We start from the raw sequence: 21,990 nt of genomic DNA on the forward strand, positions 1-21,990 counted from the left end.
GCCCGGATAGCCTTGCCGCCATGGCCGACATCTTCACCGTCGTGGCGGACCCGACCCGCCGCGAGCTGCTCGGCGCGCTGCTGGCCGCGTACGGCGCGGACGCCACCGGCGGGGAGCTCAGCGTCGGACAGCTCGTCGCGAAGCTCGGCGTGAGCCAGCCGACCGTGTCGAAGCACCTCCGCGTACTGCGCGACAACGGCCTGGTGTCCACCCGCGAGGAGGGCCAGCACCGCTTCTACCGCCTCGACCCGGAGCCGCTCGTGCGCCTCGAGGAGTGGGTGCTGCCGTTCACCGGGGCCGTGGACGCCGACGGGACCCCGGCGACGACCGCGTGGACGCTCGACGGGCAGCCGGTCTCGGTCCGACGCAGTGCGGGTGCCGGCAAGGCCACCGTCGAGGTCGGCACCGAGCTCGGGCGCGTGATGGCCGAGGCGTCGTACCGGGCCACGGCCGCGTTCTCCGGCGCGCAGCAGGGCTGGGAGCGCGTCGTCGAGAGCAGTCGGAAGCGGTTCACGCGACGCGGCGAGGACGACTGACCCGACGGTCTGGACGCGACCTCCGTGGTTCCTGGACACGGCGACCCGCGGAGCCCTACAGTTGCGGTGACCACACAGGTCACACCAACCCCGTGCACCGCACGGGTCACCCGAAGGCGGACCATGACCGGCAGTTTCGACGACGTGCGCTTCCTCACCGTCGCTGAGGTCGCCGAGATGATGCGGGTCTCCAAGATGACCGTCTACCGCATGGTCCACGCCGGCGAGCTCCCGGCGATCCGCTTCGGCCGGTCGTTCCGCGTGCCCGAGGCGGCGGTCGCCGAGATGCTCCGCGGCGGGGGCGTCGCCGACGTCGGCTGACGCTCGTTCGACACGGCCGCCGCGCTCCGCTAGACTCGGCCGGGTTGATTTTCCGCGGTCTCTTCGGGCCCGGTGTCCACACATCAGCATCGTTCCGAGCGAGGTCCACTATGGGTTCAGTCATCAAGAAGCGTCGCAAGCGCATGGCGAAGAAGAAGCACCGCAAGCTCCTGCGCAAGACGCGCCACCAGCGTCGCAACAAGAAGTAAGTCCCGAACTTGCACTCGAAGCCCCGGTCCGCCGGGGCTTTCGTGTTCCCGGGGGCGCTCCGTGCCGCCGACGGCCGCGGGCTAGGGTGGTGGACATGCCCGCCGTGACCCTGCTGACCAAGCCCGGCTGCCACCTCTGCGACGACGCCCGACCGATCGTCGAGCAGGTCGTCGCCGAGCACCCCGGCGTCACCCTCGAGGAACGGTCGATCCTCGACGACGACGCCCTGCGCGAGGAGTACGCCGAGGACATCCCGGTGGTCCTGGTCGACGGCCGCGTCCACAGCAACTGGCACGTCGACGCCGACCGGCTCCGCCGCGCCCTCGAGCAGGCGGGAGCCCGCGCATGATCCACCACGTCGTCTCCTGGACCCTGCGCGAGGACCTCGACCGCGCCGCGTCGATCGACCGCATCCGGACGCTGCTGACCGGCCTGGTCGGGACCGTCGGGTCGATCCGCTCCCTCGAGGTCGTCGAGAACGTGGCCTCCCCGGGGAAGAACCACGACGTGGCCGTCGTGGCGACGTTCGACGACCTCGCCGGACTCGACGCGTACCAGGTGCACCCCGAGCACCAGGCCGCGGCAGCCGAGATCCGCGGACTCGTGTCGCAGCGGGCCGCCATCGACTGGCGGAGCTGAGCCGCGCCTCCCGGCCCGGACGCGACAGCGGCCACCCTCCTGCCGGAGGGTGGCCGCTGTGTCGTGGTCCGGGGGACTACGGGGTCAGGCGCGTCGGGCCCCGGAACAGGTACGTGACCTCGCGGATCGACGGCTCGTGCAGGGCGAGCATGAGCACGCGCGCGAGGCCCATGCCGAAGCCACCGTGCGGCGGGACGCCGTAGCGGAAGAAGTCGAGGTACCAGCCGAGCTCCTCCGGGTCGAGACCCTTCTCGACGGCCTGCGCCTCGAGGGTGTCGACGCGGTGCTCGCGCTGCGCGCCGGTCGAGATCTCGGCACCGTTGAAGATGAGGTCGTAGCTCTTCGTGAGCGTCGGGTCGTCCTCGTGGCGCATGTGGTAGTACGGCCGGATCGAGGCGTCGTAGTCCGTCACGAAGACGAACTCGGAGCCGTGCGTCTCCTTGGCCCACGCGGCGACGCGACGCTCGCCCTCGGGGTCGAGGTCACCGTCCGCACGGACGACCTCGTAGCCGCTGTCGGCGACGATCTTCCGGGCGTCGGCCAGGGTGACGCGGGGGAACGGGGCGGTCGGGACGACGAACTCGAAGCCGAAGACCTCCTCGATGTCCTTGCCGTGCTTCTCCTTGACCGCGGTGAAGCCGGCGACCAGGAGCTCCTCCTGCATCGCCATGACGTCCTCGTGCGAGGAGATCCACGAGAACTCGGCGTCGACGCTCGTGAACTCGGTCGCGTGGCGGCTCGTGAACGACGGGTCGGCACGGAAGGCGTCGGCGATCTCGAACACGGCGCCGAAGCCGGCCGGCTGCGCCATCTGCTTGAAGTTCTGCGGCGACTGCGCGAGGTAGGCGGTCGTCTCGAAGTACTCGAGCTGGAAGAGCTCGGCACGCGACTCGGACGGCGACGCCATGAGCTTCGGGGTGTGCACCTCGATGTAGTCGCGCTCCACCCAGTAGGTGCGGAACGCGTGCTCCATCGTCGTCTGGATGCGGAAGATGAGGTTCTGCTTGCGGTTGCGCAGGTCGAGGAAGCGCCAGTCGAGGCGCTTGTCGAGCGAGGAGTCGTCGGCGATCGGCGTCTCCGGGATCGCCGCGCTGACGACCTCGAGCGAGCCGACCTTGACCTCGAGGCCGCCGAGCTTGACGCGCTCGTCGTGCTTGAGGGTGCCCTGCACGTGCACGAAGGTGCCGTGCGCCAGGCCGGAGATCGCGTTCGTCGTGGCGAGGGCGGCCTGGGCGGCGTCGTCGCCGTCCTCGGCCTCGCGCGTGGCGGGGTTCACCAGCTGCGCTGCGCCGGACTCGTCGCGGAGCACGACGAACTGGACCTTCTTCTGGTCGCGGACGGTCTCCACCCATCCGGCGACGGAGACGGGGCCCTCCGGGCGGGCGGCGAGGTCGGCGATGCGGGTGCGTTCGATCACGGTCGTCGAGTCTACGGCCTCCGTCCCGCCGTGGGCGCGGCCAGGGGTCGGCTGCGGCGGGTGCGCTCAGGGGAGGGCAGCGCGGAGCGTACCGAGGGTGCCGATGAACTCCTCGGCCATGCCGGCGCGCTCGACGAGCTTCGCGTGGCGTTCCCGGGCGTCGGCGAGGTACTCGTCGAGCCGGGCCGCGAGCGCGCGTTCCTCGGCCGGGCCCGCGGTGGCGAGCGCGTCGACGACGCGGAGCAGTTCGCGCATCTCGTCGAGCGTGAAGCCGAGCGGCTTCATCCGACGGATGACGAGCAGGCGCTCGAGGTCCTGCGCGGTGTACACGCGGAAGCCGCCGGACGTGCGGGCGCTCGGCACCAGGAGACCCACCTCGTCGTAGTGCCGGATCGTCCGGAGGGACATCCCGGCGCGTTCGGCGAGCTCGCCGATGTGCATGGTGTCCGTGCCGTGCTCGTCCTTCACGTCCGCCATCGTGGCAGACCTCCCTCCGTGCCCCGTCGACCGTGCCCGGTGGGGCCGTGCGCAACCCTACCCTCACGTGAGGGTAGGGTTGCGGGCGATGACCACGATCACGCACGCCCCCACCCCGCCGCGGGTCCTCGACGCCCTGCGCTCGCCGCGCCTGCTGACGCGGGAGGTCCTCGCCGGCGTCGTGACCGCGCTGGCCCTCATCCCCGAGGCGATCTCGTTCTCGGTCGTCGCCGGGGTCGACCCCGCGGTCGGCCTGTTCTCGAGCGTCGTCATCGCGGTCGTGATCTCGGTCGTCGGCGGTCGGCCCGCGATGATCTCGGCCGCGGCGGGCTCGGTCGCGCTCGTGATCGCGCCGCTCGTCCGCGACCACGGCATCGCCTACCTCGTGCCCGCGATCGTGCTCGGCGGCGTGTTCCAGCTCGTGCTCGGGTTCCTCGGGGTCGCCCGGCTGATGCGCTTCATCCCGCGGAGCGTCAACGTCGCGTTCGTGAACGCCCTCGCGATCCTCATCTTCACCGCGCAGCTGCCGAACCTGCTCGGGCACGACGTCCCGTTCGTCGTCTGGCCCCTGACCGCGCTCGGTGTCGGGATCATCGTCGCGTTCCCGTTCCTGACGAAGGCGGTGCCCGCACCGCTCATCGCGGTCGTCGTCGTCACCGCGATGACGATGGTGTTCGGCATCGCGGTCCCGACGGTCGGCGACGAGGGAACGCTGCCGACCGCCCTGCCCGGGTTCTCCGGGATCACGGTGCCGCTGGACCTGGCGACGCTGCAGGTCGTCGCGCCGTACGCGTTCGGCGTCGCGCTCGTCGGGCTCATCGAGACGCTCCTCACCGCGCAGCTCGTCGACGCGATCACCGAGACCCGGTCGAGCGCCTGGCGTGAGTCCTGGGGGCAGGGGATCGCGAACATCGCCTCGGCCTTCTTCGGCGGGACCGGCGGGTGCGCCATGATCGGCCAGACCGTCATCAACGTGAAGACCGCCGGGGCGCGCACCCGGGTGTCGACCTTCGTCGCCGGCGTGTCCGTCCTCGTGCTCACGATCGTGTTGCACGACGTCGTCGCGCAGATCCCGATGGCCGCGCTCACCGCCGTGATGCTCATGGTCTGCGTCGCCACCTTCGACTGGCACAGCATCCGGCCGCGGACCCTCGGGCGCATGCCGCTCGGCGAGACCGCGGTCATGCTCGTCACCGTGGTCGTGGTCGTCGCGACCGACAACCTCGCGACCGGCGTCCTGGTCGGCGTCGTCGTCGCCGCGCTCGTCTTCGCCCGTCGGGCCGCGCACGTGGTGTCGGTCGTCCGCGAACCCGTCGACGAGCACACCGTCCGGTACCGGGTGCGCGGCGCCCTGTTCTTCGCGTCGTCGAACGACCTCGTCACCCGGTTCTCGTACGCCGAGGACCCGGAGCACGTCGTCGTGGACATGTCCGACGCGCACGTCTTCGACGCCAGCACGGTCGCCGCCCTCGACGGCGTTGAACAGCGGTACGCGAAGCACGGCTCCACCGTCGAGGTCGTGCACCTGAACACGGCCTCGACCGCGCTGCACGGTCGACTCACCGGGCGGCTGGGCTGAGCGGTCCCGCATCCGGTGAATCCCCTGGGCGGCCGGTGGGAAGCGCAGACCGACCTAGACTGGAACCCATGCCCGCGTCACGGATCCACCTCGTCCGGCACGGCGAGGTCCACAACCCGGGGCGAGTGCTCTACGGCCGGCTCCCCGGCTTCGGTCTGAGCGAACTCGGTGCCCGGATGGCCCTCGCCTCCGCCACCGCCTGGAAGGACGCCGGGGTCGACGTCCGTCGGATCGTCGCCTCGCCGCTCCAGCGCACCCAGGAGTCCGCCGCGCCGTGGGCCGCCGCGTACGGCCTCGAGGTCGCCCTCGACGAGCGGCTCATCGAGCCGACGAACCGCTACGAGGGACAGCGACCGGGCTTCACGAAGCGCTCGATCGGCCGCCCCACGGAGTGGCCCTGGATCGCGAACCCGTTCCGCCCGAGCTGGGGCGAGGCCTACGAGTCGATCGCGAACCGCATGCTCGCGGCCGTCACCACGGCGTGGGAGAGCGTCGACGAGGGCGACGTCGTCCTCGTCAGCCACCAGCTGCCGATCTGGACCGTGCACCGCAAGCTCGCGGGGGAGCCGCTCTGGCACGACCCGCGCAAGCGCCGGTGCGACCTGTCGAGCATCACGACCGTCGAGCGTGCACCCGCCACCTCGCCCGGCCGCTTCACCGAGGTCGGGTACGCGGACCCGGCGTACGCGCTGCGTGCGTCCGCCGTCGACGAAGGAGCAGTCTGATGACCCCCCGCACGCGCATCGCCACCGTCGCTGCCACCGCACTGATCGCCGCGCTGGCGCTCGCCGGGTGCTCGTCGAACGACTCGCTGTCGAAGCAGTACGGCAGCGGGACCACGCAGAACTACATCTCCGGCGACGGCGCGGTGACCGAGGTCTCGGCTGCCGACCGGAAGGACCCGGTCGACTTCACCGCGAAGGACACCGACGGCGACACCATCTCGGCGAAGGACCTGCGCGGCAAGGTCGTCGTCCTGAACTTCTGGTACGCGGGCTGCCCGCCGTGCCGCGCCGAGGCGAAGTACCTCAACCAGGTGCACGACCAGTACCAGGGCCAGGACGTCGCGTTCGTCGGCGTGAACGTCCGCGACGAGGAGGGCTCCGCCGCCGCGTTCGAGCGCACCTTCGGGGTCGACTACCCGACCGTGCTCGACGCGAAGACCGGCACCGTGCAGCTCGCCCTGTCCGGCCAGATCGCGCCGAACGCGGTGCCCGCGACGATCGTGCTCGACAAGCAGGGCCGCGTCGCCGCCCGCGTGCTCGGCGCCGTCGACGGCCCGAGCATCCTGCAGACCCTGGTGGGCGACGAGCTCAGCGGCAAGGCCTCCTGACCCGTGTCCGGCAACCCCTTCGCCGACGCGATCCTCAGCGGGCAGATGCTCGTGGCGCTGCCCGTGGCCGCGCTCGCGGGCCTCGTCTCGTTCCTGTCCCCGTGCGTGCTGCCGCTCGTGCCCGGCTACCTCGGCTACGTCGGCGGCATCGCCGAGGGCGGGCAGCGTCGCGGTCGCGTCGTGCTCGGCGTCCTGCTGTTCGTGCTCGGCTTCACCGCCGTGTTCGTGGCCTACACGACCGTCTTCGGCGCGCTCGGCTTCTGGCTCGTCCGCTGGCGTGACCTCATCACGCAGGTGCTCGGCATCGTCGTGATCGCGATGGGCCTCGTCTTCGTCGGCCGGTTCACGTTCCTGCAGCGCACGATCAAGCCGTCGTGGACGCCCGCGACCGGGCTCGTCGGGGCGCCCCTGCTCGGCATCGTGTTCGGGCTCGGCTGGACGCCGTGCCTCGGCCCGACGCTCGCCGCGATCAACCTGCTCAGCGTGCAGACCGGCAGTGCCTGGCAGGGCATGTGGCTCGGCGTCGCGTACTGCATCGGCCTCGGTGTCCCGTTCGTCCTCGTCGCCGTCGGCGCCGGGTGGGCGACCGGGGCGATCCGGGTCGTCAAGCGCCACATGCGCACTGTCAACATCATCGGAGGAGCGATCCTGATCGTCATCGGTCTGCTCATGGTCACCGGGATCTGGTCGGCCGTCATGTCGAGCGTCGGGGCGGTGATCCAGAGCTTTGTCCCCGCAGTCTGACCGCGACACCGACACCGACGCCGGCCGCGGCGCCGACACCGGCCGCGACACCGACACCGTGTCCGGCGGCGACCCGATGCGGCCGTCCGACCACGTCGACAGCGCGGCCCCGACGGGCGGTGACGACGCCGGCGACGCCGGGGTGACCCAGCCGAAGCTGGGCTTCACCGGCTACGTCCGGTTCTTCTGGCGCCAGCTGACGAGCATGCGCACGGCGCTCTTCCTGCTCATGCTGCTCGCCCTCGCGGCGATCCCGGGCTCCCTCGTCCCGCAGCGCACGGCCGACCCGAACGGCGTCGTGCAGTACAAGGCCGACCACCCGCAGCTGTTCCCGGTGCTCGACACCCTCCAGGTCTTCGACACGTACACCTCGGTGTGGTTCTCGGCGATCTACCTGCTGCTCTTCGTGTCGCTCATCGGCTGCATCGTGCCGCGCACCCGGCACCACTGGCAGGCGCTCCGCACGCGCCCGCCGCGGACCCCGGCCCGCCTCGGTCGGCTCGCCGGCCACCGGTCGGTGCCGGTCGACGCGACGACCGTCACCGGCGCGACCAGCACCGCGACCGGTGCGACGGCGACCGGCGCGAACGCGGCGACCAGCACCGCCACCGGGGCACCCGCGACCAGCAGGACGGACGCGGGCGGCACTTCGGACGCGGCCACGGGCCTCCCGTCCGTCGACCACGCGATCACGCGCGCCGCGGCGCTCCTCAAGCGGTCCGGGTACCGCGTCGAGCGGTTCGGCGACTCGGTCAGCGCGGAGCGCGGCTACCTGCGCGAGACCGGCAACCTCGTCTTCCACACCGCGCTCGTCGGTGTGCTCGTCGCGGTCGGCCTCGGCGGCGGGTTCAGCTACACCGGACAGCGCCTGCTCGTCGAGGGGCAGACCTTCTCGAACGTGCTCGGCTCGTACGACTCGTTCAACCCGGGACGCTGGTTCACCCAGTCCGACCTGCAGGGCTACAACCTGACGCTCGACAAGTTCACGACGACGTACGAGGAGCGCAACCTCGACGCCCTCGGACAGCCGCTCGACTACACGGCCGAGGTGACCGCCCGCGAGAAGGGCGGCCAGGAGCGTACCGAGCGACTCGGCGTCAACGCGCCGCTGTCCGTCGGCGGGACGAACGTGTACCTGCTCGGCAACGGCTACGCGATGCAGGTCACCGTCCGTGACGGGGACGGCAACGTGGCGTTCAAGGACGTCGTGCCGTTCCTGCCCGAGGACTCGAACTACACCTCGACCGGCGTCATCAAGGTGCCGGACGCGAAGCCGTCGCAGCTCGGCATGGTCGGGTTCTTCTACCCGACGGCCTCGAAGCTCGGGTCGGGTGCGTTCGCGAGCGCCTACCCGGACGCGCAGAACCCGATGCTGACGCTGCAGGTGTACCGCGGCGACCTCGGGCTCGACAGCGGCGTGCCGCAGAGCGTCTACTCGCTCGACACCAGCGGGCTCGAGCAGATCGCCGGTCGGCAGTCGAAGACCGCGAGCATCGAGCTCAAGCCCGGTCAGACACAGCAGTTGCCGGACGGCACCGGGTCGATCACGTTCGACGGCGTCAAGCGGTACGTCTCCCTCGACGTGCACCACGACCCGTCGCAGGCCTGGGTCGCGGGCTTCGCGGCCCTGGCGGTGCTCGGCCTCCTCACCTCGCTGTTCGTCCCGCGCCGCCGCGTGTGGGTCAAGGCGGTGCCGCGCCGCGGTGCCGAGCACGGCGAGTACGACCTCGAGTACGCGGGCCTGGCCCGTGGCGAGGACCCCAACCTCGAGCGCGCGGTCGCGGACATCGCCCGGCGCCACCTGTCGGACCTCGGAGTTAGGATCCCTGCGTGAACGACTTGACGACGAACCTGGCGACGTACTCCGTCGTGCTGACGTACTCGGCCATGGCGGTCTACGTCATCGCCTTCATCTCGTTCGCGCTGGACATGGCGAAGCGTTCGGGTGAGGTCACCGCCGCGGCGGCCGGCCGTGCGCCCGCCGCCGAGCCCCGGACGGTCGCGACCGTCCAGGGCGGCACGGTCGTGCTGGAACGGGTCGACGAGACCACCGACGGCGGCCGGGGCGGACGCGGCACGAAGTTCGAGCGGGTCGGGATGGCGATGACCGTCCTGGCGCTCGTCCTGCACGTCGCGGCCGTCGTGCTCCGTGGCATCGCGGCCGACCGGGTGCCGTGGGGCAACATGTTCGAGTTCTCCCTGACGGGCACGGCGCTCATCACGCTGATCTTCCTGCTCGTGCAGTTCTGGCAGAACCTGAAGTTCCTCGGCGTCTTCATCAGCGGGCTCACGATCATCCTGCTCGGCATCGCGACGGTGAACTACTACGTCCCGGTCCGGCCGCTCGTGCCCGCGCTCGAGTCGTACTGGCTCGTCATCCACGTGTTCGTGGCGATCGCCGGCACCGGCTTCTTCGCCCTCGGCGCGGGGCTCGCGGTCGCACAGCTCGTGCAGACGTACCGCCAGGGGCGCCCGGTGTCGAAGCAGCTGCGGTTCATGGAGACCCTGCCCGACGCCGAGCGGCTCGAGGTCCTGACCTACCGCGTGCTGCTCGTCGGCTTCGTGCTGTGGACGTTCACGCTCATCGCCGGTGCGATCTGGGCCGAGCGCGCCTGGGGTCGGTACTGGGGGTGGGACACCAAGGAGGTCTGGACCTTCATCATCTGGGTCCTCTACGCCGGGTACATCCACGCGCGAGCGACCCGCGGGTGGCGTGGTGCGCGGTCGTCCTGGCTGGCCCTGATCGGCTTCGCCGCGGTGATGTTCAACTTCTCGGTCGTGAACGTGTTCTTCAAGGGGCTGCACAGCTACTCGGGTCTGTGACCCACACCGGTCGCTGACGCGACCCACCCCCGGACGGGAGGCGCGGTGCCGGTCGGCACCGCGCCTCCCGTCCGTCGTGTGGTGCGCGGGGCGCGGCGCGCGCGGGCGCGCGGGCGGCCGCGTTGAGCGGGCAGCACATGTCTGTCGGTGGGCGCGAGCGCGCCTTCTCGGGCCCACTCGGCGTGAGCCCGCGGCGTGTCCTGCCCATGTGGCGCAGGCCCCGCGGCGCGTCGTGCCCGGTCGTGGCGGTCCTCGCCGGGGGTCAGCCGGCCGCGAGCACCGCGTGCGTGCGTCGGAGCCGGTCCATCCACCAGGTTCGGCGCTCCGGAGCCGCGGCGTGCCGCTCGAGCAGGTCGCGTGCCACCTCGACCCGACGAACGGGGACGGCGCCGTCGACCGGCAGGAGCGGCGCAGCCGTCACGTCGCCCGTGAACATGGCGGCGGTGCCGAGACCGGCGGCGTACCCGGGGGTCATCGCCGCAGCCGCGAGGAACGCCCCCATGCCGAGTCCGACCGACGTGTCGAGCGCGCTCGAGACGACGCAGGGCAGTCCGGCCTCCGCGATGATGCGCCGTGCCGCGCTGATCCCGCCGAGGGGCTGGGCCTTGACGACCAGGACGTCGGCGGCCCCGGCGCGGGCGACCGCGAGCGGGTCGGCGGCCTTCCGGACGCTCTCGTCCGCCGCGATCGGCACGCCGAGCCCGGCCGTGCGCCGACGGACCTCGGCGAGCCCCTCGACCGTCGCGACGGGCTGCTCGGCGTACTGCAGGTCGTACGGGGCGAGCGCCTCGACGGCGGCCACGGCCTGCTCGACCGACCACAGGCCGTTCGCGTCGACCCGGACCGCGGCGTCGGGGCCCATCACCCGCCGGACGGCCGCGACCCGCGCGACGTCGTCCTCGAGGGTCGTCCCCGGCTCGGCGACCTTGACCTTCGCCGTGGTGCAGCCCGGGTAGCGCGCCAGCAGGTCCGGCACCTGGTCGGGGGAGACCGTCGGCACGGTCGCGTTGACCGGGACGGTCCCGGCCGCGGGTTCGTGCTCGGTCCAGCCGAAGTCGACGGTGGCACGGAGCCACGCGGCGGCCTCGGCGTCGTCGTACTCGACGAACGGCGAGAACTCGGTCCAGCCGGCCGGACCGCGCAGCACGAGGGCCTCGCGCGTGGTGATGCCGCGGAACCGGACGCGCATCGGCAGCGCGACGACGTGGGCATCGGCGGTGAGGTCGGCGAGGTCGGGGAGCACACCCCATCCTCACGCACGCGGCGACCCCTCGTCCGCTCGTCCTGTGTCGCCGTGGTCAGGGTCTCCGAGGAACCGGCGGGCCGGCCGGTCAGGCGTTCAGCCGGCCCGCCGGTTCCTCGGAGCCGACCGCCAGGGCCGGCCACTAGCATGCGACGGTCGGTCTCCGGATCGGCGGCCAAGCCGAACCAGGGCAGCACAGCACACCAGGACAGCACAGAGGGAGGGCCGGTGCCGGAACCGCACCAGCGCGCACCGCGTGCCACCGGCCCGTCGTCGACGAGCCGCACGAAGGCCACGGCCGCTCCTCGCCCCGACCCCGCCGTCCGACCGGACACACCGCAGCGCGCGGCCGCGCCCTCGACCGCTGCCGCCCGCGCCGCCGGACGGAACGGTGCCGCGGCGCGCTCGACGACCGGTCGGGCCACGGGGGACTTCGAGCGTCTGATGCAGCGGAACACCGTCGACACGCGCACCCTCGCCGCCGCGAAGCGTCGCCGGAACCCGATCGTGGGCAAGATCGCGCTGGGTCTGGCGATCGTCTCGGCTGCGGTCGACGCGAGCGCCTTCGCGGTGTTCATGGGCGGGGACACGACCTTCGCCTTCGGGATCTGCTTCGTCGTGGTGTTCCTGACGCTGGTCGCCGCCGTGCTCGGGTTCATCGCCGCCGTCGGGTCCTTCGGCCGGTGGTACGGAGCCGTCGGCGTGGTGCTGGCGTTCTTCGCGAACCCGGTGATCCTCATCGTCCTGCTCGTGGTCGTGGCCCCCGAGGCGCTCACCGGCATGTGACGCCGCGGGGCGTTCCTCCACAGGGTGCACGCGCCGCAGGCTCGTCCACAGCGTCCGTTCCCCACGGCTCGCGACCGTCGCCCGGCGATACGGTGGACGCATGGCTGCCCCCGTCTCCGACCTGTTCGACCCCGACGTCTGGACCGTGGCTCCGATCGCGGAGCAGTTCACCGACATCACGTACCACAAGCACGTGTCGCATGGCATCGTCCGCGTCGCGTTCGACCGGCCCGAGGTACGCAACGCGTTCCGGCCGCGCACGGTCGACGAGCTGTACCGCGCCCTCGACGACGCCCGCCAGGACCCCCGGGTCGGCGTCGTCCTGCTCACGGGCAACGGCCCCAGCCCGAAGGACGGCGGCTGGGCGTTCTGCTCCGGCGGCGACCAGCGCATCCGTGGGCGGAGCGGGTACCAGTACGTCGGCGACGACGGCGCCCCGCCCGAGGGCATCGACCCGGCAGCGGCGCAGGCCTCGATGGGGCGCCTGCACATCCTCGAGGTCCAGCGGCTCATCCGGATGATGCCCAAGGTCGTCATCGCGGTCGTCCCGGGGTGGGCAGCCGGCGGCGGGCACTCCCTGCACGCGATCTGCGACCTCACGATCGCGAGCGCCGAGCACGGGAAGTTCAAGCAGACCGACGCCGACGTGGGCTCCTTCGACGGCGGGTACGGCAGTGCCTACTACGCCCGTCAGATCGGACAGAAGCTCGCGCGTGAGGTCTTCTTCCTCGCCGAGGAGTACTCCGCCCAGCGCGCGTACGAGATGGGCGCGGTCAACAAGGTGGTCCCGCACGCCGAGCTCGAGCGCGAGGCGATCCGCTGGGGCGAGACGATCCTGGGCAAGTCGCCGACCGCGATCCGGATGCTCAAGTACGCCTTCAACGCCGTCGACGACGGCATGGTCGGGCAGCAGGTCTTCGCGGGCGAGGCCACGCGCCTGGCCTACGGCACGGACGAGGCGGTCGAGGGTCGCGACTCGTTCCTGCAGAAGCGCGAGCCCGACTGGACCGCCTTCCCCTGGCACTACTGATGACCCGTCCGCTGGTCGCGCTGAGCGCGTCGGATCCGCTGGCCGTCCTGCGCGGCCTGGAGGCGGCGCTCGCCGGCGGCCCCGCGCTGCTCCCCGTCGCCGAGGGCGGCCCGGCGCTGCCGAACCGGGCACCGGCCCACGTCGGGCAACGGGTCGCCCTGGTCGTCGAGACGAGCGGCTCGACGGGGACGGGCAAGCGCGTCGCGCTGTCGTCGGACGCCGTCCTCGCGGGCGCGGCGGCGGCCGACGCGGCCCTCGGCGGTCCGGGCGCGTGGCTGCTGGCGCTGCCGACGCACTACATCGCGGGCCTCAACGTCCTGACGCGCTCGATCACCGCGGGGACGACCCCGGTCGTGCTCCCGGCCGGGCACTTCGACGCCGGTGCCTTCGCCGACAGGGTCGCCCGGCTCGACGTCGGCCCGGCCGCGCCGCGCCGCTACACGTCGCTCGTCCCGGTGCAGCTCGCCCGGGTCCTCGACGACCCCCGCGCCACCGCCGCGGCAGCGACCCTCGACGCGGTCCTCGTCGGCGGCCAGGCCACACCGGTCCCGCTGCGGGAGCGCGCCCGAGCCGCGGGCGTCCGTGTCGTGACGACGTACGGCGCGAGCGAGACGAGCGGGGGGTGCGTGTACGACGGCGTCCCACTCGGGCCCGTCCGTGCCGCGGTCGACGACGGGGAGCTGCTGCTCGCGGGGCCCGTCCTCGCGGAGGGCTACCTCGACGACGACGAGCGGACGGCGCGCACCTTCACCGAGCACGACGGACTCCGGTGGTACCGGACGGGCGACGCGGGCGAGGTCGACGCAGGCCGGGTGCGCGTGCTCGGTCGGCTCGACGACGTCCTCATCTCCGGCGGCGAGAAGGTACCGCTCGGCGCGGTCGAGCGGATCGTCCGCGGGATCGCGGGACACGAGGGCGCGGTCGTGACCCGGCGCGCCTCGGGGGAGTGGGGCGAGGTGCCGGTCGTCGTGACGGAGCGGGCACTCGACCTCGAGACCGTGCGCGCCCTCGTCGGCGACGCCCTCGGTCGGGCCGCCCGTCCCGCCGACGTGCTGGTCGTGGACCGCCTGCCGATGCTCGCGTCGGGCAAGCCGGACCGCCGCGCGGTACGGGCGATCGCGGACCCGAGCGCCTGACGGGAGCGACGGCCGCTCGATCGCGACCGCGGTGCCGACCCGGTGGCGCGACGGACCGCCGGACGGGCTCGTCGGCGGCATGGGACAAGGTCGGTGGCGACGGCCCGGCTGCCTGACGGGGGCGACGGCTCGGCTGCCTGACGGGGGCGACGGCCTGGCCGCCTGACGGGGGCGACGGCCTGGCCGCCTGACGGGGGCAACGGCCCGGCCGTCCGACGGGGGCAACGGCCCGGTCGCCTGATGGGGGCGACGGCCCGGCCGCCTGATGGTGACGACGGCCCGGCCGCCTGATGGTGACGACGGCCCGGCCGCCTGATGGTGACGACGGCCCGGCCGCCTCATGGGGGCGACGGCCGTGACGGGCTGGTGCCGGGCCTCCTGGCCGACTCCGGGTGACCCGCTCGCCGGACCGGCGGCCGTCCCGCGGACGCGCCACGCCGGTGCCCGGGCGGCCCGACACCCGGGCGGCCACGGACGCACGGCCGACGTCGGTACGATGGTCGGCCGTGGCACGTACGAAGAACACGACCCAGTCGAAGGGCCGCAGCGGCAACCCCGCGAAGGCCGCCGCCCCGCAGCGCACGAAGCGGAAGGCGACCGCCAGCGACTGGATCGGCGGCGCCCGCCTGCGCACGCTGACCCTGGGCGTCGTCCCGGTGGTGCTCGGCACCGGTGTGGCGTTCGTGGACAGCGGCGAGCCCGGTGACTTCGGGTCCTACCTCGGGAAGGACCACCACCTCGCGGTGGCGCTCCTCGCCCTCGCCGTGGCGCTGTTCCTGCAGATCGGCGTGAACTACAGCAACGACTACTCCGACGGGGTCCGGGGGACCGACGAGTTCCGGGTCGGCCCGGCTCGACTCACCGGGGCCGGACTGGCGAAGCCGCAGACCGTGCTCGTCGTCGCGCTGACCTTCTTCGGCCTCGCGGCGCTCGCGGGGCTCGTCATCGTGCTGCTGACCGGGCTCTGGTGGCTGCTGCTCGTCGGTGCCGCCGCCATCGTCGCCGCGTGGTTCTACACGGGCGGCAAGAAGCCCTACGGCTACAACGCGCTCGGCGAGGTCTTCGTCTTCGTGTTCTTCGGCCTGGTGGCCGTCCTCGGCACCCAGTTCGTGCAGATCCGCGAGGTGACGACGAGCGGGTGGGCCGCAGCCGTCGCGGCGGGCTTCTTCGCCTGCGCCGTCCTCATGGTGAACAACATCCGCGACGTCGACGAGGACCGTCAGGCGGGCAAGCGCACCCTCGCGGTGGTCGTCGGCCGTCCCGTCGCACGGGTGCTGTTCGCGCTGTTCCTGCTGCTGCCGTACGTCGCGCTGCTCTGGTTCGTGCTGCTGTACTTCCGGACCGGCTTCGCGTACTTCTCGCTCCTGCTGGCCCTGCCGGCACTCGCGATCGGGGTGTCGTCCCGCAAGCCCCGTGAACTCATCACCGCGCTGCAGCTGTCGTCGTTCGCGTCGCTGGCGTTCGGCGTCGTGCTCGGGATCACGCTCGCGATCCAGCCGTAGCGCAGGGCCGGTCAGTCCGCGTCGCGGTCCGGGTCCGGGTCCGGTCCACGGTCACCGGTCGGTCGTGCGGCCTCGGTGTGCTCCGAGGACGCAGCCGGGGTGGTCGCGGACGACGCGGGCATCGCGGTGTCGCCCGGTGCAGCCGTGGTGGCCTCGGCCGAGGGCGCTCCCGGGACGGCCGGTTCGGTGTCCTCGGCGTCGACGAAGTCGTCCTCGAAGTCGCTGTCCGCGTCGCGAGCGGTGCGGCCACGGCGGGCGGCGATGCTCGCGGTCACCTGCCCGCGGAGCCCGGGGAGGGCGATGTACGACACGAGCAACCCGATGACCGCCGCGCCGATCGTCGCCCAGTACCAGGGGAGACCGACGACGAACAGGACGACGAGGGCCACGGCGAAGATGCCGAGCCGGGCCAGGGTGTAGACGAGCCACGCTTTCACCCGATGAGTCTACGGAACGTCGACCCCGTGGACGCTGACGGGCAGGGCGGTCCCAGGCGCGACTCCTAGAATCCGGGGATGGTCCGTGTGTGGTTGGTCGTCGTCGTCGCCGCCGTGGCCTTCACGGTCTACGCGGTCATCGACTGCGCGACCATGCCGCGCGACCGCATCCGGTCCCTCCGCCGCGGGTGGTGGATCCTCCTCGTCCTCGTGCTCCCCGTGCTGGGCGGCCTGCTGTGGTTCCTGCTCGGGCGCGCACCGGCGAACCGCGGACCGGGACCCCGGTACCGTGGTCCCGAAGACGACCCGGACTTCCTCGGCGGCCCCCGCGGCACCGAGCCGCCCCGCACCGACAAGGACCAGGACGACGCCACCCTCCGAGACCTCGAGGACCAGTTCCACGAACGAGACGACGACGGCCCCTCCGATCGCTGACGGCCCGCCCGGATCGGGCAGCCCGTCGACCGACTTCGCGCTGGCGCTCCTGCGCGAGCTGACGCGCGCCGGCGTGACCGACGTCGTGGTCAGTCCCGGCTCCCGGTCGCAGGCCCTCGCCCTCGCCGCGGTCGCCCTCGAACGTGCCGGTGGGATCACCGTGCACGTCCGGCTCGACGAGCGCACCGCGGGGTTCTTCGCGCTCGGCCTGGCCGTCGAGACCGGTCGCCCCGCCGCGGTCGTCACGACCTCCGGCACCGCGGTCGCGAACCTCCACCCGGCCGTGCTCGAGGCGCACCACTCCGGGGTCCCGATGGTCGTGCTCAGTGCCGACCGGCCCGAGGAGCTCCGCGGCATCGGCAGCAACCAGACCACCGTGCAGCCGGGGCTGTTCGGCCCGGCGGTCGACCACGTCCGCGACGTGCAGGCCCCGAGCTCGGGCAGCGTCGACGTCGCCACGGTCCGCGCACTCGCCCGCGAGGCCGTCGCGGTCGCGGCCGGGCACACCGGGCAGCCGGGCCCCGTGCAGCTCAACGTCGCCTTCCGGGAACCGCTCTCCGCCGGCCTCCGTGCGGAGGACGTCGAGGCCGTGCCCGAGGACGAGGTCGACCTCGACCACGCCCGGCGTCGCGCCCACACCGGGTTGCCGGTGGCCGAGCTCGAGCCGGACGCCGAGCCGGGCACCGTCGTCATCGCCGGACACGACGCCGGTGCGGACGCCGAACGGATCGCCTGGGAACTCGGTGCGCCGCTGCTCGCCGAGGTGTCGAGCGGTGCCCGGTTCGGCCGCAACCTCGTCGTGGCCTACCGAGACCTGCTCCGCGACCCCGCGTTCGGCGGCGCGGTCCGCCGCGCGGTCGTGGTGGGCCACCCGACCCTGAGCCGTGAGGTGCCCGCGCTCCTGCAGCGCGACGACGTCGAGACGGTCGTGGTCCGCGGACCGGCGGCCGACCCGTACGACCCGCGCCGCGCCTCCCGGTCGACCGCGGTGACCACCGTCGTGTCCGACGTCCGCGTGACGGGACGCACCACGGCTGCGCACCGTGCGTGGGTGGGGCGCTGGGTCGCGACGAGCCGCGCGCTCCTCGGTGACGGCGACGCAGGTCCGGACCTCGACGCCAAGCGGTCGACCGACCGCGGCGAGCGGAACCGGTACCTGCGCGACGAGGTCGCGCTGCGCCGCCGCCCCGTCGACCGGACGATGCTCGTCGACGCGGTGTGGGGCGCGACCTGGCCGCACGACCGGCTCGTGCTCGGCGCCTCGCAGCTCATCCGCGTCGCCGACGCGCACGTCGCCGGCAAGAAGCTGCGCGTCCACGCGAACCGCGGCCTCGCCGGCATCGACGGCACCGTGTCCACGGCCCTCGGGATCGCCGCCGCGCTCGAGGGCTCGACGGGGCTGATCGGCACCACGCGCGTGCTCGTCGGCGACCTGACGTTCCTGCACGACCTCGGCGCGCTCGTCACCGGGACCGAGGAGGAGACGCACCGCGTGCAGGTGGTGGTCGGCAACGACGACGGCGGCGCGATCTTCCGCGGGCTCGAGGTGGCGGAGACCACGCCCGACGAGGACATGCGCCGGATGATGACCACGCCGCAGCACGTCGACGTCGAGCGGGTCGTGACCGGGCTCGGGTGGGAGTACCGCCGCGTCGAGACGTGGGGCGACCTCGAGGCCGTGCTCACCGACCCGGCGGAGCGACTCGTGGTCGAGGTGCCGCTGGCCGAGTGAGGCCGCGGCCCGGGCACCGGGGCGGTGCGCGGGCCCGCGCGTCGGGCCGGCGTGCTTGGCCGGTGCGCCGGGTGGGCGTGTCCGGTGCACCCGGTGTGTCCGGCGCGTGAGTCGGGTCGGCGCGCCCGTCGGGTCGGCGCGCCCGCTCGGCGGGTCCGGCCCGTTCGTCAGGCCAGCGCGTCGCGGATCGGGCGGAACTTCAGCGCCGTCTCGGCGACCTCCCGCGCCGGGTCGGACCCGGCGACGATGCCCGCCCCGGCCCAGGCCCGGACGGTCCCGTCGGCGGAGACCTGCGCGCTCCGCAGTGCGAGCATCCACTCGCCGTCGCCGCTCGCCCCCATCCAGCCGACCGGGCCCGCGTAGCGACCGCGGTCGACGCCCTCGAGCTCTGCGACCAGGCGCACGGCGACGTCTGTCGGCGTGCCGGCGACCGCGGCGGTGGGGTGCAGGGCGTCGGCGACGTCGAGCGAGGTCGTCCCGGGCGGGAGCGTCGCGCGCACGTCGGTGGCGAGGTGCCAGAGGTTCGGCAGCTGCAGCCGGAACGGTTCCGGGTCGGCGCGGAGGTCGGAGGCGATCGGTCGGAGCGCCTCGAGCAGGCTGGCGATCGCGAAGCCGTGCTCCTCGACGTCCTTCGCACTCGCCGCGAGGGCCTCGGCGGCGGCACGGTCGGACACCGGGTCGTCGCCGCGCGCCGCACTGCCGGCGAGGACCCGTGCGGACAGCTCGGTGCCGTCGGTCCGGGCCAGGGTCTCCGGGGTGGCCCCGACGAGACCGTCCACGGCGAAGGTGACGCACTGCGGGTAGGCCGCGGCGAGGTCGAGCAGCACGGCACGCAGGTCGGCGTCCGGCGGCAGCGTGCCGACGAGGTCCCGCGCGAGCACGACCTTGTCGGCGTCGCCCGCGGTGATGCGTCGGACGGCGTCGGCGACCGCGGCGGCGTAGGCGTCTTCGTCGACGGCGCCCGGACCGAACGCGACGGAGACGTGCCCGCCGACGACGGGCACCGGGACCGAGGTGCGCGAGAAGGTCAGGGGAGCGGGGTCGGGTGTCGTGTCGACGGCGGTCAGCCAGGCCTTGCCCCGGCGTCGGCCGATCACCACGCGGGGGACGACGAGGACGCTCTGCTCGGCCGAGTCGTCGGCGAACGCGAAGGACCCGAACGCGACCAGACCGCTGCCGCGGAGCTGCACGGGGTCGTCGACCGTGGCGGCTGCGACCAGCTCGCGCCAGGCCGCCGACGCCTGGCGCATCCGGTCCGGGCCGCTGAAGGTCCACCGGTGTGCCTCACCGATCCCGACGATGCCGTCGCCGCCGCGGACGAAGGCGAGGGGCGCGTCACGCAGGGTGTGCCGGAGGACGTCGCCCGGGTCGTCCAGGATCCTGGTCGAGACCGTGAGCGCGGGGGTCGCCGTGGTGGTTCGGGGCACGGATCGATCGTACGCGCGCACGGGCCGGGCGCCCCGCCGGGCCCGGCGCGGACCRRGGCCGGGCGCCCCGCCGGGCCCGGCGCGGACCGGGGTCGGCCGCCCCGCCGCCCACGGGCGCACGGACCGGCGCGTGCGTCCGGGACACCCTCGGCCGCGACCTCTAGGATGGTGCGGTGAGCAGAGCGGACCTGAGCAAGCAGCCGGACGAAGTGGCGGCAATGTTCGACGACGTCGCCGCGAAGTACGACCTCACGAACGACATCCTCTCGGCGGGCAACGCCCCGCTGTGGCGTGTCGCGACGGTCCGCGCGATCGACCCGCAACCTGGGGAGCGCGTCCTCGACATCGCCGCCGGCACGGGCACGAGCGCCGCGGTGCTCGCCAAGAAGGGCGCGGAGGTCACGGCCCTCGACCTCTCCGCGGGCATGATCGCGGTCGGGCGGGAGCGGCACCCCGAGATCACGTTCGTCGAGGGCGACGCCGAGCACCTTCCCTTCGAGGACGACACCTTCGACGCGGTCACGATCTCGTTCGGGCTGCGCAACGTGAACGACCCGATGCAGGCGATCGGCGAGATGCTCCGCGTGCTCAAGCCCGGCGGCCGCGTCGTGATCTGCGAGTTCTCGACCCCGCCGATGGCGCTCCTGCGCCTCGGCTACGGGGCATACCTCAAGCGCGTGCTCCCGGGCATCGCACGGCTGTCCAGCAGCAACCCGGCGGCCTACCGCTACCTCGCCGAGTCCATCGAGGCCTGGCCCGACCAGCAGGTCCTCAGCCAGTGGCTCCGCGGCGTCGGCTTCACGATGGTGGCCCACCGCAACCTGACCGCCGGCATCGTCGCGCTGCACCGCGGCCGCAAGCCCGTCGCCGGGACCGTCCGTGAGTCGGCGGCCCGTCGCGCCAAGGCTCGCCGTGCCCACCAGCACACGGGTGAGCAGCCCGGCCTCGACCAGACCGGCACGACGTCCTCGGGCTCCGAGCCGTCCGGCGCCTGACGGCCCCGATCCTTCGAACACGGAGCAGCACTTGAACCCGAGCGTCCCGGTCGCACGTCGCGCACCGAGTCTCCGCAAGTCGTTGGGGATCGGCGAACGCCTGTTCGCCACCCCCGCCGACCGGCGCTTCATCGCCGCGGTCGACGACGGGCTCGAGCTCGTCGAGGAGGGCCTGGAGGTCGCCATGCGGTCGACCGACACCCTCGCCGACACGACCAGCCGGTACCTGCTGTCCGCCGGCGGCAAGCGCATCCGGCCGACCCTCACGCTCCTCATCGCCCAGCTCGGTCAGGGTGTCACGGACGCCGTGGTCAAGGCCGCGGTGAGCATCGAGACGACGCACCTCGCGTCGCTGTACCACGACGACGTCATGGACGAGGCGCCGGTGCGCCGCGGGGTCCCGGCCGCGCACGTGACGTACGGCAACAACGTCGCGATCCTGACCGGTGACCTGCTGTTCGCGCGCGCCAGTCTCATCACCGCCGACCTCGGTGCCGAGGGCATCCGGATGCAGGCCGAGACCTTCCAGCGGCTCTGCATGGGCCAGCTGCACGAGACGACCGGTCCGCAGCCGGAGGACGACCCCGTCGAGCACTACATCCAGGTCCTCAGCGACAAGACCGGCTCGCTCATCGCGACGGCCGCGCGTGCGGGCGTCATGTTCTCGGGCGCCGACCGTGCCTACCTCGACGCCGTCGGGACCTTCGGCGAGAAGGTCGGTGTCGCCTTCCAGCTCGTCGACGACGTCATCGACCTCGCCCCGGCGACCGACAAGACCGGCAAGATCGCCGGCAACGACCTGCGCGCCGGCGTCGACACGCTGCCCCTGCTGCAGCTGCGCCGCCTGGCCGGGTCCGACGCCGAGGCCGCGGCCCTGCTCGAGCGGATCGACCGCGACGTCAAGGACGCCCCGGACGAGGCCGTGCAGTCCGCGCCGTACCAGTCGGCGGTCGCCGCGCTCCGTGCGCACCAGGCGACGACGGCGACCCGCGCGGTCGCGGTGCGCTGGGCGGAGGAAGCGGTCGAGGCCCTCGCGCCGCTGCCCGACGGCACGGTCAAGCGTGCGCTCACGCGCTTCGCCGAGTCGGTGGTCGACCGCAGCCGCTGACGCTGCAGCGGTCGCGGGCTCCCGACGCCCGACGGGGACCGCGACACGGATCCACCAGCGGCCCGTCAGCACGTACCCTC

24 protein-coding genes are annotated in these 21,990 nt (G+C 73.1%); 19 read left to right on the forward strand and 5 right to left on the reverse strand.

The window, feature by feature from the left end:
* Nucleotides 1-20 precede the first annotated feature (20 nt).
* The 5 genes from BEP24_RS04515 to BEP24_RS04530 all read left to right on the forward strand — a co-directional run bounded on the left by BEP24_RS04515 (nt 21) and on the right by BEP24_RS04530 (nt 1,706).
* Nucleotides 21-536, forward strand: coding sequence for a metalloregulator ArsR/SmtB family transcription factor (locus BEP24_RS04515; RefSeq protein WP_083230077.1), 516 nt, complete (start codon nt 21-23; stop codon nt 534-536).
* 123 nt (nt 537-659) lie between these two features.
* Nucleotides 660-857: a helix-turn-helix domain-containing protein gene (locus tag BEP24_RS04520; RefSeq protein ID WP_065960746.1), complete on the forward strand. Its 198-nt coding sequence runs from the start codon at nt 660-662 to the stop codon at nt 855-857.
* A gap of 110 nt (nt 858-967) precedes the next feature.
* The gene (locus BEP24_RS16410) at nt 968-1,066 is read left to right on the forward strand and encodes an AURKAIP1/COX24 domain-containing protein (RefSeq protein WP_003792170.1); all 99 of its coding nucleotides are present in this window, start codon (nt 968-970) and stop codon (nt 1,064-1,066) included.
* A 95-nt stretch (nt 1,067-1,161) separates the two neighbouring features.
* The gene (locus tag BEP24_RS04525) at nt 1,162-1,416 is read left to right on the forward strand and encodes a glutaredoxin family protein (protein ID WP_065960748.1); all 255 of its coding nucleotides are present in this window, start codon (nt 1,162-1,164) and stop codon (nt 1,414-1,416) included.
* Complete coding sequence (locus tag BEP24_RS04530) at nt 1,413-1,706, forward strand: Dabb family protein (RefSeq protein WP_065960751.1); 294 nt, start codon at nt 1,413-1,415, stop codon at nt 1,704-1,706. Before BEP24_RS04525 ends, BEP24_RS04530 begins: the two co-directional genes overlap by 4 nt.
* A gap of 76 nt (nt 1,707-1,782) precedes the next feature.
* On the opposite strand, the gene aspS is transcribed toward BEP24_RS04530, so the two are convergent.
* Together aspS and BEP24_RS04540 are read right to left on the reverse strand one after the other, a co-directional pair.
* The gene (aspS, locus tag BEP24_RS04535) at nt 1,783-3,123 is read right to left on the reverse strand and encodes an aspartate--tRNA(Asn) ligase (RefSeq protein ID WP_065960752.1); all 1,341 of its coding nucleotides are present in this window, start codon (nt 3,121-3,123) and stop codon (nt 1,783-1,785) included.
* 66 nt (nt 3,124-3,189) lie between these two features.
* A complete protein-coding gene (locus BEP24_RS04540; protein WP_253181569.1) occupies nt 3,190-3,564 on the reverse strand; it encodes a MerR family transcriptional regulator in 375 nt (124 codons plus the stop codon).
* A 124-nt stretch (nt 3,565-3,688) separates the two neighbouring features.
* Between BEP24_RS04540 and BEP24_RS04545 the strand changes: the two genes are divergently transcribed.
* The 6 genes from BEP24_RS04545 (at nt 3,689) to ccsB (ending at nt 10,079) form a co-directional block, all read left to right on the forward strand.
* On the forward strand, nt 3,689-5,179 hold the full coding sequence (locus BEP24_RS04545) for a SulP family inorganic anion transporter (RefSeq protein WP_065960755.1): 1,491 nt from the start codon (nt 3,689-3,691) through the stop codon (nt 5,177-5,179).
* Between the two features lie 68 nt (nt 5,180-5,247).
* Nucleotides 5,248-5,904 (forward strand): histidine phosphatase family protein, encoded by a 657-nt coding sequence (locus BEP24_RS04550; protein WP_065960757.1) that lies wholly within the window; start codon nt 5,248-5,250, stop codon nt 5,902-5,904.
* A complete protein-coding gene (locus tag BEP24_RS04555; protein WP_065960758.1) occupies nt 5,904-6,512 on the forward strand; it encodes a TlpA disulfide reductase family protein in 609 nt (202 codons plus the stop codon). Before BEP24_RS04550 ends, BEP24_RS04555 begins: the two co-directional genes overlap by 1 nt.
* Nucleotides 6,513-6,557: 45 nt before the next feature.
* Entirely contained in the window at nt 6,558-7,256 is a 699-nt protein-coding gene (locus BEP24_RS04560) for a cytochrome c biogenesis protein CcdA (RefSeq protein ID WP_065960822.1), read from the forward strand.
* 76 nt (nt 7,257-7,332) lie between these two features.
* The gene (locus BEP24_RS04565; RefSeq protein WP_141693351.1) at nt 7,333-9,090 is read left to right on the forward strand and encodes a cytochrome c biogenesis protein ResB; all 1,758 of its coding nucleotides are present in this window, start codon (nt 7,333-7,335) and stop codon (nt 9,088-9,090) included.
* Nucleotides 9,087-10,079 carry a c-type cytochrome biogenesis protein CcsB gene (ccsB, locus tag BEP24_RS04570; protein ID WP_253181565.1) on the forward strand — a complete coding sequence of 331 codons (993 nt, stop codon included), beginning with the start codon at nt 9,087-9,089 and terminating at the stop codon, nt 10,077-10,079. Before BEP24_RS04565 ends, ccsB begins: the two co-directional genes overlap by 4 nt.
* Before the next feature lie 262 nt (nt 10,080-10,341).
* Here the strand turns inward: ccsB and BEP24_RS04575 are convergent, their stop codons facing one another.
* Nucleotides 10,342-11,322 carry an o-succinylbenzoate synthase gene (locus BEP24_RS04575; protein WP_065960763.1) on the reverse strand — a complete coding sequence of 327 codons (981 nt, stop codon included), beginning with the start codon at nt 11,320-11,322 and terminating at the stop codon, nt 10,342-10,344.
* Nucleotides 11,323-11,550: 228 nt separating this feature from the next.
* Between BEP24_RS04575 and BEP24_RS04580 the strand changes: the two genes are divergently transcribed.
* From BEP24_RS04580 to BEP24_RS04595, 4 genes are all read left to right on the forward strand, one after another.
* Entirely contained in the window at nt 11,551-12,108 is a 558-nt protein-coding gene (locus tag BEP24_RS04580) for a hypothetical protein (protein WP_065960766.1), read from the forward strand.
* Nucleotides 12,109-12,208: 100 nt separating this feature from the next.
* Complete coding sequence (locus BEP24_RS04585) at nt 12,209-13,138, forward strand: 1,4-dihydroxy-2-naphthoyl-CoA synthase (RefSeq protein WP_065960767.1); 930 nt, start codon at nt 12,209-12,211, stop codon at nt 13,136-13,138.
* Nucleotides 13,138-14,274, forward strand: a complete 1,137-nt coding sequence (locus BEP24_RS04590) for an AMP-binding protein (protein WP_065960769.1) — start codon at nt 13,138-13,140, stop codon at nt 14,272-14,274. The genes BEP24_RS04585 and BEP24_RS04590 overlap by 1 nt, the downstream gene beginning before the upstream one ends.
* Before the next feature lie 506 nt (nt 14,275-14,780).
* Nucleotides 14,781-15,776 (forward strand): 1,4-dihydroxy-2-naphthoate polyprenyltransferase, encoded by a 996-nt coding sequence (locus BEP24_RS04595; protein ID WP_065960771.1) that lies wholly within the window; start codon nt 14,781-14,783, stop codon nt 15,774-15,776.
* An 11-nt stretch (nt 15,777-15,787) separates the two neighbouring features.
* On the opposite strand, the gene BEP24_RS17800 is transcribed toward BEP24_RS04595, so the two are convergent.
* Nucleotides 15,788-16,213, reverse strand: a complete 426-nt coding sequence (locus BEP24_RS17800) for a DUF4229 domain-containing protein (protein WP_065960773.1) — start codon at nt 16,211-16,213, stop codon at nt 15,788-15,790.
* Between the two features lie 78 nt (nt 16,214-16,291).
* Between BEP24_RS17800 and BEP24_RS04605 the strand changes: the two genes are divergently transcribed.
* Nucleotides 16,292-16,648, forward strand: a complete 357-nt coding sequence (locus tag BEP24_RS04605; protein ID WP_065960775.1) for a PLDc N-terminal domain-containing protein — start codon at nt 16,292-16,294, stop codon at nt 16,646-16,648.
* A gap of 49 nt (nt 16,649-16,697) precedes the next feature.
* Nucleotides 16,698-18,380 (forward strand): 2-succinyl-5-enolpyruvyl-6-hydroxy-3-cyclohexene-1-carboxylic-acid synthase, encoded by a 1,683-nt coding sequence (gene menD, locus BEP24_RS04610; protein WP_366556878.1) that lies wholly within the window; start codon nt 16,698-16,700, stop codon nt 18,378-18,380.
* A gap of 167 nt (nt 18,381-18,547) precedes the next feature.
* On the opposite strand, the gene BEP24_RS04615 is transcribed toward menD, so the two are convergent.
* Complete coding sequence (locus BEP24_RS04615) at nt 18,548-19,807, reverse strand: isochorismate synthase (protein WP_065960777.1); 1,260 nt, start codon at nt 19,805-19,807, stop codon at nt 18,548-18,550.
* 173 nt (nt 19,808-19,980) lie between these two features.
* Here BEP24_RS04615 and BEP24_RS04620 point away from each other — a divergent pair, with 173 nt between their 5' ends.
* Both BEP24_RS04620 and BEP24_RS04625 read left to right on the forward strand, forming a co-directional pair.
* Complete coding sequence (locus tag BEP24_RS04620) at nt 19,981-20,802, forward strand: demethylmenaquinone methyltransferase (RefSeq protein WP_065960778.1); 822 nt, start codon at nt 19,981-19,983, stop codon at nt 20,800-20,802.
* A gap of 31 nt (nt 20,803-20,833) precedes the next feature.
* The gene (locus BEP24_RS04625) at nt 20,834-21,910 is read left to right on the forward strand and encodes a polyprenyl synthetase family protein (RefSeq protein WP_065960780.1); all 1,077 of its coding nucleotides are present in this window, start codon (nt 20,834-20,836) and stop codon (nt 21,908-21,910) included.
* Nucleotides 21,911-21,990: the final 80 nt, after the last annotated feature.

This window comes from Curtobacterium sp. UCD-KPL2560, from assembly GCF_001705035.1.
GTDB lineage: Bacteria > Actinomycetota > Actinomycetes > Actinomycetales > Microbacteriaceae > Curtobacterium.

Bases quoted from the DNA above. Each gene is read 5' to 3' on its own strand.
- BEP24_RS04540 (WP_253181569.1), bottom strand. From the start codon at position 3,564: ATGCACATCGGCGAGCTCGCCGAACGCGCCGGGATGTCCCTCCGGACG.
- BEP24_RS04590 (WP_065960769.1), top strand. From the start codon at position 13,138: ATGACCCGTCCGCTGGTCGCGCTGAGCGCGTCGGATCCGCTGGCCGTC.
- BEP24_RS16410 (WP_003792170.1), top strand. From the start codon at position 968: ATGGGTTCAGTCATCAAGAAGCGTCGCAAGCGCATGGCGAAGAAGAAG.
- BEP24_RS04565 (WP_141693351.1), top strand. From the start codon at position 7,333: ATGCGGCCGTCCGACCACGTCGACAGCGCGGCCCCGACGGGCGGTGAC.
- BEP24_RS04555 (WP_065960758.1), top strand. From the start codon at position 5,904: ATGACCCCCCGCACGCGCATCGCCACCGTCGCTGCCACCGCACTGATC.
- BEP24_RS04585 (WP_065960767.1), top strand. From the start codon at position 12,209: ATGGCTGCCCCCGTCTCCGACCTGTTCGACCCCGACGTCTGGACCGTG.
- BEP24_RS04550 (WP_065960757.1), top strand. From the start codon at position 5,248: ATGCCCGCGTCACGGATCCACCTCGTCCGGCACGGCGAGGTCCACAAC.
- BEP24_RS04515 (WP_083230077.1), top strand. From the start codon at position 21: ATGGCCGACATCTTCACCGTCGTGGCGGACCCGACCCGCCGCGAGCTG.
- BEP24_RS04545 (WP_065960755.1), top strand. From the start codon at position 3,689: ATGACCACGATCACGCACGCCCCCACCCCGCCGCGGGTCCTCGACGCC.
- BEP24_RS04560 (WP_065960822.1), top strand. From the start codon at position 6,558: ATGCTCGTGGCGCTGCCCGTGGCCGCGCTCGCGGGCCTCGTCTCGTTC.
- BEP24_RS04520 (WP_065960746.1), top strand. From the start codon at position 660: ATGACCGGCAGTTTCGACGACGTGCGCTTCCTCACCGTCGCTGAGGTC.
- BEP24_RS04530 (WP_065960751.1), top strand. From the start codon at position 1,413: ATGATCCACCACGTCGTCTCCTGGACCCTGCGCGAGGACCTCGACCGC.
- BEP24_RS04525 (WP_065960748.1), top strand. From the start codon at position 1,162: ATGCCCGCCGTGACCCTGCTGACCAAGCCCGGCTGCCACCTCTGCGAC.
- BEP24_RS04605 (WP_065960775.1), top strand. From the start codon at position 16,292: ATGGTCCGTGTGTGGTTGGTCGTCGTCGTCGCCGCCGTGGCCTTCACG.